This is a genomic window from Enterovibrio paralichthyis, from assembly GCF_019209835.1.
GTDB lineage: Bacteria > Pseudomonadota > Gammaproteobacteria > Enterobacterales > Vibrionaceae > Enterovibrio > Enterovibrio paralichthyis.
Genome location: NZ_JAHUTS010000016.1, coordinates 74689 through 87237 on the forward strand (window position 1 = coordinate 74689; position 12549 = coordinate 87237).

Annotated in this window: 11 protein-coding genes; 6 read left to right on the forward strand and 5 right to left on the reverse strand. The window is 49.5% G+C overall.

The genetic code is table 11. The annotated features are described in order from the left end of the window. Nucleotides 1–48: 48 nt before the first annotated feature. From KU854_RS17270 to KU854_RS17280, 3 genes are all read left to right on the forward strand, one after another. Nucleotides 49–2727: a beta-N-acetylhexosaminidase gene (locus tag KU854_RS17270; protein ID WP_218359666.1), complete on the forward strand. Its 2679-nt coding sequence runs from the start codon at nucleotides 49–51 to the stop codon at nucleotides 2725–2727. A 204-nt stretch (nucleotides 2728–2931) separates the two neighbouring features. After that, the gene (glnS, locus tag KU854_RS17275) at nucleotides 2932–4599 is read left to right on the forward strand and encodes a glutamine--tRNA ligase (RefSeq protein ID WP_218359667.1); all 1668 of its coding nucleotides are present in this window, start codon (nucleotides 2932–2934) and stop codon (nucleotides 4597–4599) included. Between the two features lie 570 nt (nucleotides 4600–5169). Next, complete coding sequence (locus tag KU854_RS17280) at nucleotides 5170–6198, forward strand: FomA family porin-like outer membrane protein (protein ID WP_218359668.1); 1029 nt, start codon at nucleotides 5170–5172, stop codon at nucleotides 6196–6198. Between the two features lie 109 nt (nucleotides 6199–6307). On the opposite strand, the gene fur is transcribed toward KU854_RS17280, so the two are convergent. Beyond that, nucleotides 6308–6751: a ferric iron uptake transcriptional regulator gene (gene fur, locus KU854_RS17285; RefSeq protein WP_218359669.1), complete on the reverse strand. Its 444-nt coding sequence runs from the start codon at nucleotides 6749–6751 to the stop codon at nucleotides 6308–6310. Between the two features lie 192 nt (nucleotides 6752–6943). Here fur and KU854_RS17290 point away from each other — a divergent pair, with 192 nt between their 5' ends. Continuing rightward, the gene (locus KU854_RS17290) at nucleotides 6944–7423 is read left to right on the forward strand and encodes a DUF4442 domain-containing protein (RefSeq protein ID WP_418885865.1); all 480 of its coding nucleotides are present in this window, start codon (nucleotides 6944–6946) and stop codon (nucleotides 7421–7423) included. 38 nt (nucleotides 7424–7461) lie between these two features. Here the strand turns inward: KU854_RS17290 and fldA are convergent, their stop codons facing one another. From fldA to KU854_RS17305, 3 genes are all read right to left on the reverse strand, one after another. Continuing rightward, a complete protein-coding gene (gene fldA / locus KU854_RS17295; RefSeq protein WP_218359671.1) occupies nucleotides 7462–7989 on the reverse strand; it encodes a flavodoxin FldA in 528 nt (175 codons plus the stop codon). Nucleotides 7990–8104: 115 nt separating this feature from the next. Continuing rightward, complete coding sequence (locus KU854_RS17300; RefSeq protein WP_054778763.1) at nucleotides 8105–8326, reverse strand: DUF2788 domain-containing protein; 222 nt, start codon at nucleotides 8324–8326, stop codon at nucleotides 8105–8107. 59 nt (nucleotides 8327–8385) lie between these two features. Then, complete coding sequence (locus tag KU854_RS17305) at nucleotides 8386–9159, reverse strand: alpha/beta fold hydrolase (RefSeq protein ID WP_218359693.1); 774 nt, start codon at nucleotides 9157–9159, stop codon at nucleotides 8386–8388. 182 nt (nucleotides 9160–9341) lie between these two features. Between KU854_RS17305 and seqA the strand changes: the two genes are divergently transcribed. Continuing rightward, a complete protein-coding gene (gene seqA / locus KU854_RS17310) occupies nucleotides 9342–9887 on the forward strand; it encodes a replication initiation negative regulator SeqA (RefSeq protein WP_218359672.1) in 546 nt (181 codons plus the stop codon). Between the two features lie 118 nt (nucleotides 9888–10005). Then, on the forward strand, nucleotides 10006–11652 hold the full coding sequence (pgm, locus tag KU854_RS17315) for a phosphoglucomutase (alpha-D-glucose-1,6-bisphosphate-dependent) (RefSeq protein WP_218359673.1): 1647 nt from the start codon (nucleotides 10006–10008) through the stop codon (nucleotides 11650–11652). A 40-nt stretch (nucleotides 11653–11692) separates the two neighbouring features. Here pgm and KU854_RS17320 read toward each other — a convergent pair whose 3' ends face one another. Further along, nucleotides 11693–12457: a DUF1853 family protein gene (locus tag KU854_RS17320; RefSeq protein WP_218359674.1), complete on the reverse strand. Its 765-nt coding sequence runs from the start codon at nucleotides 12455–12457 to the stop codon at nucleotides 11693–11695. Nucleotides 12458–12549: the final 92 nt, after the last annotated feature.

Sequence of the window (12549 nt, forward strand, 5' to 3'; positions counted from 1 at the left end):
GTCGGCTTTTTTTGGGCCTTTTTCGGCCACTCGTAGGGAGAAATGACCATGAATACAACATTTAAGATGGGATTTTTGTCTGCTGCTATTGCAGCTGGCCTAACTGGTTGCGGTTCTCTGCAGTTAGGTTCAGCGCAGCAGGATATGGTTGATGCGCTGGCTTCTCAGCTAGAAATCAGCTACGACGTACAAACAAATACCGGCGCACAAGATGGCATGGCTTGTCAGGCGATGGGCGCTGAATGGGCATCTTGCAACACTATCCTAATGACCGTAGTCAACGACGGTGAAGCAGTTTCCGGCAATGACTGGAAAATCTATATTCACAGCATCCGCGTGATCCTGGACGTTGAAAACAAAGACTTCACGGTTAAACATCTGACCGGTGACCTGTACGAACTGACGCCTACTGAGTCGTTCAAAGGTTTCGCAGCGGGCGAGAAAGTGGAAATCCCTCTGATCCAGGAATACTGGACGCTGTTTGAAACTGACTTCATGCCACGCGCTTACGTAGTAGCAGGCGACGCAGAGCCAAAAGTGATTGAGTCTCTGAATACAGAAAACGTTGATGCATTCGTTTCAGAAATCGACGGTGACCTGTACAAGCGTGTACCAGAAGACAAGAACATTCTGGCAACTGCAGCATCTCGCTTTGCGAAAAACAGCAACGTAGCAGTGTTGTCTGAAGGCGCAATCGAAGCGTCTATCATCCCAACCCCACTGAAAACCCGCCACATGCGTGGTGAACTGAACGTTGCTTCAGGCTTTGCAATCAACAACAAAGCACTGGATGACGCACAGCTGGACGCATTTGAAGGTCGTGCAGAGCTGCTGGGTGTAAACCTGGGCGGCGATATTGCTCTGGATATCAATGTTGACGCGAATGCATTCGACGGTGAAGAAGCGGTATCTGGCGCTTACAAACTGGCAATCGACGCTTCAGGCGTAAAAGTGCTGGGCTTTGACAGCGTAGGTGCATTCTACGGTCTGCAGTCTATGCTGGCGCTGATGGAGAAAGGTGATGCTGAGATCCTGCCATGGGTAGCGATTGAAGATGCGCCACGCTTCGAATACCGCGGTGTCATGGTTGACGTAGCACGTAACTTCCACTCAAAAGAAGCTATTCTGCGCACTGTTGACCAAATGGCAGCGTACAAGCTGAACAAACTGCACCTGCACCTGACAGATGATGAAGGCTGGCGTCTGGAAATCCCTGGCCTGCCAGAGCTGACTGACGTAGGTTCAAACCGTTGTCACGATCTGTCTGAGACCTCATGTTTGCTGCCACAACTGGGTTCAGGCCCAACGACTGAAAACTTCGGTTCAGGCTTCTTCTCGAAAGCGGATTACCTGGAAATCCTGCGTCACGCAAAAGCACGCGGTATTGAAGTGATCCCAGAAATCGACATGCCAGCACACTCACGTGCAGCGGTTGTTTCAATGGAAGCGCGCTACAAGAAATACGCAGAGCAGGGCGATTTGGTTACAGCGGAAGAGTTCCGCCTGATGGATCCAATGGATACGTCAAACGTGACGACCGTGCAGTTCTACGACAAGCGCAGCTTCATCAACCCATGCATGGACTCTTCGATGAACTTTGTAAACAAAGTTATCGATGAAGTGAAAGCGATGCACGACGAAGTCGGTATGCCGCTGTCTACCTGGCACTTCGGTGGTGACGAAGCGAAGAACATCAAGCTGAATGCAGGCTTCCAGGATCTGAATGCATCTGAGCCCGTGGCTTGGAAAGGTTCTATCGACCTGAGCCAACAGCACAAGCCGTTTGCGAAATCGCCAATGTGTCAGAAACTGATCGAAGAAGGTACAGTGTCTGATTTCGGTCACCTGCCAAGCTACTTCGCAGAGCGCGTAAGTGCGGTAGTTGCGGACAAAGGCATCGAAAACTTCCAAGCATGGCAAGACGGCCTGAAGTACTCGAAAGATGCGTCAGCGTTCAAAACTGAAAACACCCGCGTAAACTTCTGGGACGTTCTTTACTGGGGCGGCGATGCGTCTGCATACGACTGGGCAGCGAAAGGTTACGATCTGATCGTTTCTAACCCAGACTACGTGTACATGGACATGCCATACGAAGTGGATCCGAAAGAGCGTGGCTACTACTGGGCGACCCGTGCAACTGATACCCGTAAGATGTTCGGTTTTGCACCTGAAAACCTGCCACAGAACGCAGAAACTTCTCTGGACCGCGATGGCAACGGCTTCAACGGCAAAGGCACAGTAGATTACAAAGGTGGTTTCCACGGCCTGTCTGCTCAACTTTGGAGTGAAACCGTGCGTACTGACGAACAGTACGAGTACATGGTATTCCCACGTGTGATTGCAGCGGCAGAACGCGCATGGCACAAAGCTGACTGGGAACTGGATTACCAAGCAGGTAAGCAGTTCAACCAAGACACCAACCACGTAAACAAAGACGCCCAACTGCAAGATTGGACCCGCTTTGCAAACGTCATGGGTCAGCGTGAAATGGCGAAATTGGATGCATCTGGCATCAACTACCGTATCCCAGTACCGGGTGCGGTGATGCAAGAAGGCAAACTGCACATGAACATCAGCCTGCCAGGCCTGCCTATGCAGTACTCGGTAGACGGCGGTAAAACTTGGGCTGATTACTCAGCGCCAGTTGCTATCGAAGATGCGAGCAAGGTTCGGGTTCGCGCTCTGAGCGCAGACAAACAACGCGAAGGCCGCGCTGTTTCACTTTAATCCCCCCGATTCTGAATTCAAAGCCCGCTTTTGCGGGCTTTTTTTTGCCCAAATGGTGCTGTGGCGCGCTGTAGTGGTTGAGTAATTAGCCACGATCGTGGATCATTGGGCGTTATTTAAAATCTACCCAAACTCAGGTATGGAAACGCGACATCCAGCGTTTGCCTGAGCACAACTTCAGGGTCTTCCTACGAGGTAATTTTGATGAGTGAGTCTGAGGCTCGTCCAACTAACTTTATCCGTCAAATCATTGATAAGGATTTGGCAAGTGGTGCTCACACCACAGTTCACACGCGTTTCCCGCCAGAGCCAAACGGCTATCTGCACATCGGTCACGCGAAATCTATCTGTCTGAACTTTGGCATTGCGAAAGATTATCAGGGTCAGTGTAACCTGCGCTTTGATGACACCAACCCAGAGAAAGAAGACATCGAATTCGTTGAATCGATCAAAGATGATGTGAACTGGCTGGGCTTCCAGTGGAGCGGTGAAGTTTGTTATTCGTCTGACTACTTCGATCGCCTGCATGGCTACGCGGTAGAGCTGATTGAAAAAGGTCTGGCATATGTTGAAGAACTGAGTGCCGACGAGATCCGCGAATACCGTGGTACGTTGACTGCGCCGGGCAAACACAGCCCATACCGCGACCGCAGCGTAGAAGAAAACCTGGCACTGTTCGAGAAAATGAAGAACGGTGAGTTCGCAGAAGGTAAAGCATGTCTGCGTGCAAAGATCGACATGGCATCCCCATTTATGGTGATGCGCGATCCAGTGCTGTACCGCGTGCGTTTTGCCCACCACCACCAAACCGGTGACAAGTGGTGCATCTACCCAATGTACGATTTCACCCACTGTATCTCGGATGCGATTGAAGGCATTACTCACTCACTGTGTACGCTGGAGTTCCAGGACAACCGCCGTCTTTACGACTGGGTACTGGATAACATCACCATCGAATGTCAGCCACGTCAGTATGAGTTCAGCCGCCTGAACCTTGAATACACCGTGATGTCGAAGCGTAAGCTGAGCCAACTGGTGAGCGAGAATCTGGTTAACGGTTGGGATGACCCACGTATGCCGACCATTTCCGGTCTGCGCCGCCGTGGCTACACGCCAGCGTCCATCCGTGAATTCTGTAAGCGTATCGGTGTGACCAAGCAAGACAACACCATCGAGATGAGCTCGCTGGAGTCATGCATCCGTGATGACCTGAACGAGAACGCTCCTCGCGCGATGGCGGTTCTGGATCCAATCAAACTGGTGATTGAAAACTTCCCTGAAGGTGAAGTGGAAACCCTGATTGGTCCAAATCACCCGAACAAACCAGAAATGGGCGAGCGTGAAATCCCGTTCAGCCGCGAAATCTGGATTGAAGCGGAAGACTTCCGTGAAGAAGCGAACAAGAAGTACAAGCGTCTGGTTCTGGGTAAAGAAGTGCGTCTGCGTAACGCTTACTATGTAAAAGCTGAGCGTTGCGAGAAAGACGAAAACGGTAAGGTGACTACTGTTTTCTGTACTTACGATCCAGAGACACTGGGTAAAGATCCGGCAGATGGCCGTAAAGCAAAAGGCGTTATCCACTGGGTATCTGCTGATGCAGGCGTGGAAGCAGAATTCCGTTTGTACGATCGTCTGTTCACTGTGCCAAACCCAGGTGCAGCGGATGACTTCGCAGCAACCATCAACCCTGAGTCATTGACCGTGACCCGTGGCTATGTTGAGCCAAGCCTGAAATCAGCAGTTGCTGAGCAAGGCTACCAGTTTGAGCGTATGGGCTACTTCTGTGCTGACCGTAAAGACAGCAAAGAAGATGCATTGGTGTTTAACCGCACCGTTGGCCTGCGTGACACCTGGGCAAAAATGGGCGAGTAATTCGCGCACGAATAAGAACCGGAGCCTGCGCTCCGGTTTTTTTATGCCTTCCTTTTAGGGGCCAAAAGTTCTTCCTCAGTAGTAATACCAACTTACCCCCGGCAAATCTCGGTCGTCTGACCCAACGTTTAAAAACCAAACTCCTCGCCTTTTAAGTTAACACTTGGTGGTACTTTGTACGGTGCAGTCGATATCAGTAATTAGACAAATATCATGACTGCGATACTGGGATGAAATGAGCGCTCCAAGCCTTTGAATTCGCCGTTTAGAGTCACTGTACACCTGTGAATTTGGTCTAAGCTTCTGCCTTGAAGTTCAGAGACAGGCTTCATATGCCTTTGAAAAAAATTAGGCAGGACAATTCGGTTGGAAACACATTTTTACTCAACCGAACAAGAATATACGCGTATGTCTTCGACAAATTTTGGTGATGGGCACAAGCATGTTCCAAAACGCGGCTTTTTGGATATCGGAATAAGAGGTCTTCACATCAAATCTACAGCAGCAGCGTCGGCGCGTATTCACAGGGTATTTTTTAAATAATCAGATGATTATTGGTGAGAGGTCAGTATGTTGAAAAGGCATAGTTTATTGCTTATCCCGATGATGGCAACGGCGGCAGGCGTTCAGGCAGAAGCCTTTACGCCGAATGGCTCCGCCAGTGTCACGCAGACGTTTTACGGGGAAGCGGGCGATTATGAAACGGAAGGTGGTCACAGCAACGTCGACGTTTTGTATAACTTCACCCCTGATATCAGCCTGGAGTTAGAGTGGGACAGGGCTTGGAACCTTTACACTTACACCGGCGCAGACAACCAATACGACAATAGCTACAGCAATCCACAGGCAACGCTGTCTATCAGTCAAAGTAGCCTGTTTGGTAGTAAAGCGACCGGCGTAAGTTCTTTGAATATCCAAAATCACAATGTGTTTGATGGCACGAAGACATCTTACGTGCTTCTCCAGCAAACCATTGGCTTTGCAGACTATTTTGACCAGTCTGGTCCGGTTTCTGTCAGCGAGCTATCGATTGAGCCAACCTACATCTACGGTTGGAATACCGATGGCCCATCAGGCTCTGTAAACACGGCGTCCATTTCCCTGTTATCGACCATTCAATTGCCTGCAAACTTCAGCATCACCCTTAATGGTTACCTGTTCAGGGACTGGTACAGCGGTGACTTTGTTCTTTCAGGCGAGGGTAATCAGGAGTACAAGAGCGCCAACTTTTTCATGCTGATGGCGTGGCTGCAATACTCTTCAACGCTGCATAAGTTTTCAGAAAATGACAGCCTTGATTTCAGCTTCGTCGGTGGTCTTGACCCATACATCACGTCGAACCGACGTGCATCGTGGAGCCCATTCCTACTCGGCGATGAGATCTATGAATGGAACCAGCCAACCCAGATGAACGGCAATTACAAAAACACGTATGTGCTGTTTGCCTTACCTGAAGTGACCTATACCTACAACTTCAACAAAGATCTCTCTTTGAATGTTTTTGCAGGTGTGAAGTATTCAAACCAGGTGTGGGGTGACGATGAAAAAGACTGGGAATGGCAACCACAGGGTGGTTTAGGTCTGAGTTATAATTTCTGATCAAAGCCCAAGGTAAAAAAGGTCCGCTATCGTGCGGACCTTTTTTATGTCGGACTTTTGATGGATTCTCTGAAAGCCACGTGAGCGACAGCCTTCAGGCAATCTGATTTCAAGCGTCGTGAAGACTTGGGTCTTCCTTGCAGTCACCATTCAGACAGTGGCCGTAAAGGTAAAGGCTGTGGTTAGTCAGGCGTACGTTGTATTTGCTGGCAATTTCTTTTTGGCGTTGTTCGATGACATCGTCACGAAACTCAATCACCTTTCCACAATCCAGGCATACCAGGTGGTCATGGTGTTGCTGGGTCGCCAGTTCAAATACCGATTTACCACCCTCAAAATGATGGCGGGTGACGATACCTGCATCGTCAAATTGGTTAAGTACGCGATAAACCGTTGCCAGACCGATTTCTTCACCAATATCGAGCAATTTCTTGTAGAGATCTTCGGCGCTGGTGTGTTGGCAGTCCGGCTCTTGCAACACTTCTAAGATTTTCAAGCGAGGCAGTGTGACTTTCAGACCTGCGTCTTTGAGGGCCTTGTTGTTATCTGACATCCGGTTCTTCCTACGTGATTTCTTTTCCCTGTGTCATGGGAGGCGGGAAAAATTGATAGCTAGCGTAACAAATGTGGATAGTCGCCGCCAGTATCACCGGATAAATATCTGACCTAATTGGTTGGTTTTGCGGCTTGTTGTCGCAATGTAAAAATGGCACCATTGACTGGTATGACCAGAAAGGAATCAATCGTGTACAAATACTACAAGCCAGGAATAGTCAAATTCGCGCTAAATTGCTGGCCACCATTTTGGGGGGCAGGGATACGAATCACGAATATCAGCGATGATTTTCGCTATGTGAAAGTCCGCCTAAAACTGCGCTGGTGGAACAAAAACGCCAACCGTACTCAGTATGGCGGCAGTATCTTCTCAATGACTGATCCAACTTACGCCCTGATGCTGATGGGGATCCTGGGTGAACGTTACTACGTGTGGGACAAGGAAGCGGATATTAATTTTATCAAACCGGGCGCGACGGATTTGTTTGCGGAGTTTGTGATTTCTGAAGAAGTGATTGGTTCGATAATGAAAGCTACGGCTTCCGGTGACAAGGTATTTCCGGAGTTTGTCGTCAATGTGCAGGATGCCAATGGCGAAGTGGTGAGCCGGATCCGGCGTGTGTTGTATGTGCGTAAAAAACCAAAATACAGAAATGAAACGGATACATAAAAAAACGCGCCAATCGGCGCGTTTTTTCAAATGCTTGCTTAGCCTTCCAGCTCTGCCAGGCACATTTCTTCGTAGACCTGGTTAACCCATTTTTCTACACGTGCTGCAGTCAGTTCAGGCTGGCGGTCTTCGTCGATGCACAGACCAACGAAGTTGTTGTCATCAACCAGCGCTTTAGACGCTTCAAACTCGTAACCTTCAGTAGGCCAGTTACCGATAATTGTGCCGCCTTTGGTTTCCACGATATCGCGGATAGTACCCATGGCATCACAGAAGTACTCTGCGTAGTCTTCCTGATCGCCACAACCAAAGATCGCAACCAGCTTGGTTGAGAAATCAATTTGCTCGAGCTCTGGGAAGAAGTCATCCCAGTCACACTGTGCTTCGCCGTAGTACCAAGTTGGGATGCCCAGCAGAAGGAGATCGAAGTTGTCGATATCTTCTTTGCTGCTCTTCGCGATGTCCTGAACATGGACCATCTGCTTACCCAGTTGTTTTTGAATCATCTTGGCGATAGCTTCAGTGTTACCTGTATCGCTACCAAAGAAGAGACCTACGCTCGCCATATAGAAAATACCTATTCGTGTTAGTCGCGCTGCTATGATTGCAGCCTAAAATCTAAAGTTTAGAAGAAGGATACACCTTCTTGCTGTTTGGATTCAGGGGCGGTGTTATTAACCGTCAGCCAATGCCTACGCCTTCCCAGAAAAGCTGGATCACGCCTTTAGTGACGAAACCGGCACAGCCGAGAAACAACACCAGCCAGACAATACGTCGACCGAAGGGCGGAACATTGCCTTCGTTAAGCACATCCTTGATAGCCATACCGATAAAAAAGAAGATGCCTGCAAACAATAAGTCCAGACCAATCTTCTCGAGCAGTTCAAAGTGCTCGGCCAGCATTTCCGTCTCCATTCGGAACCACAATTCGCGCGCACTATAGCACAACTGACAGGTGACTGTTAACGCTCTGAGTTTGTTAAAAAGCGGATGATCACACGTGCAACTGTCTCCGGCTTTTCAGCGTGTAGCCAATGCCCGGTATTTGCCACAACATGGGCTTTCGCTTTGGGAAACTGCCGCTCAATAGCGGTGCGGTGTGGTGCATCAATGTAGTCTGAATTGCCGCCTTTGAGGAAAAGGGTAGGGCCGCTGTAAACACCGGCTTCAGGCCAACCGGTAATGTCGAGATAGCCAGCTTCAAGCGGCTTAATATTGAAGCGCCAATCAAAGGTACCATCATCCGTTTTCGCCAGTGACTTCAGTAAAAACTGGCGTACGCCAGGCTCTTCGATGTGCTCAGCGAGAATGCTTTCAGCCTCTTTCCGGTTTTGGATGGGCTGATTTGCAGAGGCGTTGAGACCAGCAAAAACGTCATCATGTCGGCGTACTTGATACGCGACAGGCGCGATATCCATAACCACCAGAGATTTCACTTTTTCAGGATGACGCTGAGCCAGCATCATCGCGACCTTTCCGCCCATGGAGTGGCCGACGAGGGTCACTTCATTCAGGGAGTGTTGGTCTAAAAAAGCGTTAACAGCGTCTGCCTGTGACAGGTAATCGACCTTGTCCGTTCTGACTGAAAGGCCATGATTGGGCAGATCGATTTGGTAAACGGTGTAATGTTCAGCCAATACCTTGGCCAGTCCGCCGAGGTTGTCCAAGCTGCCAAACAAGCCGTGGATCAACACCAGAGGTTGCCCCTCTCCCTGGATCTTGTAATTCAAATGCACCGGAAATTGCTCTTGGTTGTAACGAATTGCTTCAGTATATCGATCCTTACGGTTGCTCAAAACCATGTATTGATCACGAAGCCGGTTATTCTCACTGAAACCAGCATCTTGAGGTGGCTCGGGTACCCCTAACTCTGTATAATCCCTGCGTTGAATTGTAATTAGGACACGATGATCGAACGATGAAGACGATTGAGGTTGATGAAGAGCTATACCGGTATATTGCCAGCCAAACTCAGCACATTGGTGAAAGCGCATCTGACATTCTGCGCCGCTTGCTGATGGCACCTCAGGTGGAGCAACAACCCCTTACGACGTTGACACCAAGCCCTAAAGTACAGGGAATTGTCGTCAGTAAAGATGCGGGTCATCTTGACGGTGTTGATCGTGTTAAAGAAATGCGCTCGCTATTGATCTCTGACGAATTTGCGGCACAAGAGAAAGCCATTGGTCGCTTTATGTTGGTGTTGTCTGCCCTTTATCGTATCGACGGCACAGCATTTGCTGAAGCAACTGCACTGAAAGGCCGTACCCGCGTCTATTTTGCGGATAATGAGCAAACACTGCTGGAAAGTGGCAAGACCACTAAGCCGAAACACATTCCAGGCACACCATTTTGGGTTATTACTAACACCAATACTGGCCGTAAGCGTCAGATGGTTGAGCAACTGATGAACAAAATGGGTTTCTCGGCAGACATCACTGAAAAAGTGGTTGGCGAAATCTGATCGCGACGCTAACGGTGTATGTGCGCTCTCCATTTACAATATTGAATTCCAAGAGGCCCGTCCAAGACGAGCCTCTTTCTGTTTCTAGCATTTAATTTTCCTGAAAGGACGCAATGTCATGGCAAGTCATGAACGTGCAGGGCAAAGATCCCAGCAGCAAGATCTGCACAATATCCCACTGTTGGTGGCGAACTACTTTCAACTGACTCCTGATCCGCAAAACCCGGCGCACAAAGTGGAGTTTGGTACTTCCGGGCACCGTGGCTGCGCGGATAAATCAACGTTTAACCAGCATCACATTGTGGCGATTGCCCAGGCAATTGCTGAGCTGCGCCTGCAGCAAGGGATCACAGGACCACTGTTTGTGGGTAAAGATACCCATGCCTTGTCTGAACCCGCTTTCTGCTCAGTCGTAGAAGTGCTGGTGGCGAATGGCGTCTCGGTCGTCGCGCAAAAAGAAGGTGGGTACACACCAACGCCAGGGATTTCCCACGCCATTTTGACCCACAACAAGGCCAACATCAGCAAAGCTGACGGTATTGTTATTACGCCTTCGCACAACCCTCCACAAGATGGCGGTATCAAATACAACCCACCTCATGGTGGCCCGGCAGAAGGTGAATTGACCAAAGCCATTGAAGAGCGTGCCAATGCACTGATTGCTGGTGGTTTGACTGACGTTCGCTGTATCTCTTTTGCTGACGCTGTGGCGAGCGATCTGTTCATTGAGCAGGACCTGGTCATGCCTTACGTTGAAGATCTGGCAAATGTAGTCGATATGGCGGCGATCAAAAAAGCTGGTCTGCATATTGGCGTAGATCCGCTAGGTGGCTCAGGGATCGACTACTGGAAAGCGATTGCAGCGCACTATGAACTGGATATCACGCTGGTGAACGATGACGTGGATCCATCATTCCGCTTTATGTCTCTGGACAAAGACGGCGTGATCCGCATGGATTGTTCTTCACCATCAGCAATGGCGGGGCTGCTGGCCTACAAAGACCAGTACGATTTGGCTTTTGGTAATGACCCTGACTTTGACCGTCATGGTATTGTTACCCCGGCAGGCCTGATGAACCCTAACCACTACCTGGCAGTATGTATCGACTATCTGTACCAGCACCGTCCGCAATGGGGTGAGGGTGTAGGCGTAGGTAAAACTCTGGTTTCCAGTGCAATTATCGACAAAGTCGTAGCAAACTTGGGCCGCAACCTGTGCGAAGTTCCAGTTGGCTTCAAATGGTTTGTGGACGGCCTGTATACGGGTGAGATTGGTTTTGGTGGCGAGGAGAGCGCCGGCGCATCATTCCTGCGTCTGGACGGTACACCTTGGGCGACCGACAAAGACGGTATTTTGTTGTGTCTGCTGGCGGCTGAGATCACCGCTGTCACGGGCAAGAATCCGCAGCAATATTACGACGAACTGGCTGCCAAGTTTGGTGCTTCAAGCTACGCGCGTCTGCAAGCGGTTGCCAATGGTGCGCAAAAAGCGGTATTGAGCAAGCTATCTGCTGAAATGGTCACGGCTGAAACGCTCGCGGGTGATGCGATCACAGCGAAACTGACCCATGCGCCGGGTAATGGCCAGGCGATTGGTGGTCTGAAAGTCTGTACAGAATTTGGCTGGTTTGCGGCTCGTCCTTCCGGTACCGAAGAGATTTATAAAATCTACTGTGAAAGCTTTAAAGGGGATGAGCATTTGGCGCTTATCCAGGAAGAAGCGCAGAAGATTGTCAGCGACGTATTTACGGCCGCAGGCCTGTAAATGGTCACTCGAAAACACCGCTCCGGCGGTGTTTTTTATGCTAGTCACTGTCAGGCCATGACTCAGGGACGACGAACCAGAACTGACCAGAATCATCAATACAATGCAACGGGCGTTTAGTGTTTTGAATGTTGAGAGGCGAGCACAAGTCTTGCACTGGTGCTGTCATCCACTGGATACGCTGAAGGGGATATAACGTTGGTATCTCAGGGAGTTGCCCAGCATAGCACCACTTGCCAGTACAGCAGTGATTGGTGATGTTGGCAGGCGTTGAGTCATTCGGTTCATCACACCAAAGCCCTTGATATAAGCGTCCTTGCAACAATATTCGGTGATGGGTAATTGTGAGATCCGGGTATTGGATTTGGAAGGCTTCAGTGCGGGTCATTGCCAGTTGATGCGAACACATTTTATGGTACTTTTTTGCCAGTGAATCCTTTGCATTTGGGCCATACCATTGGCGATCATAGGCGAGGTAGAATTTTACCGCGACTTCCCAGTGTTCTAATTCTCCGGCGGGATTTCGCACGATAAAATCAATCGCACCCAATGTTCTGCCATCCTGAAAAACCTGTATTTCCTCTGCGACCAGTTGGTAACTTTTACTGTGTTCAATACACAGTCGTATTAACCACTGGTAGTAGAAGCCAATTCTCTCACTACCTTCATATTCCGGATAGCTATTGAAAGAAATGGATGCCCAGAAGTCATCCGGGATCTTACGTACGGGCGGTAATTCCAGCAGATTGGGTTCTCCTAGAATCCATTGAATATCCCGCTTTACCTGCAAGCTGTCTGCAAACATTGAAAAACCAGCAAATTGAGTGATAAAGCGAGCTTAACGTAAACGAGGTTCACCTGCATCGCTATGCTGGGTAGAATGGCAAAAACTCTCTG

What these genes read in the sequence shown, in the direction of transcription:
- glnS (WP_218359667.1), top strand. Translation starts at nt 2,932, where the DNA reads ATGAGTGAGTCTGAGGCTCGTCCAACTAACTTTATCCGTCAAATCATT.
- pgm (WP_218359673.1), top strand. Translation starts at nt 10,006, where the DNA reads ATGGCAAGTCATGAACGTGCAGGGCAAAGATCCCAGCAGCAAGATCTG.
- KU854_RS17320 (WP_218359674.1), bottom strand. Translation starts at nt 12,457, where the DNA reads ATGTTTGCAGACAGCTTGCAGGTAAAGCGGGATATTCAATGGATTCTA.
- fldA (WP_218359671.1), bottom strand. Translation starts at nt 7,989, where the DNA reads ATGGCGAGCGTAGGTCTCTTCTTTGGTAGCGATACAGGTAACACTGAA.
- seqA (WP_218359672.1), top strand. Translation starts at nt 9,342, where the DNA reads ATGAAGACGATTGAGGTTGATGAAGAGCTATACCGGTATATTGCCAGC.
- fur (WP_218359669.1), bottom strand. Translation starts at nt 6,751, where the DNA reads ATGTCAGATAACAACAAGGCCCTCAAAGACGCAGGTCTGAAAGTCACA.
- KU854_RS17300 (WP_054778763.1), bottom strand. Translation starts at nt 8,326, where the DNA reads ATGCTGGCCGAGCACTTTGAACTGCTCGAGAAGATTGGTCTGGACTTA.
- KU854_RS17280 (WP_218359668.1), top strand. Translation starts at nt 5,170, where the DNA reads ATGTTGAAAAGGCATAGTTTATTGCTTATCCCGATGATGGCAACGGCG.
- KU854_RS17270 (WP_218359666.1), top strand. Translation starts at nt 49, where the DNA reads ATGAATACAACATTTAAGATGGGATTTTTGTCTGCTGCTATTGCAGCT.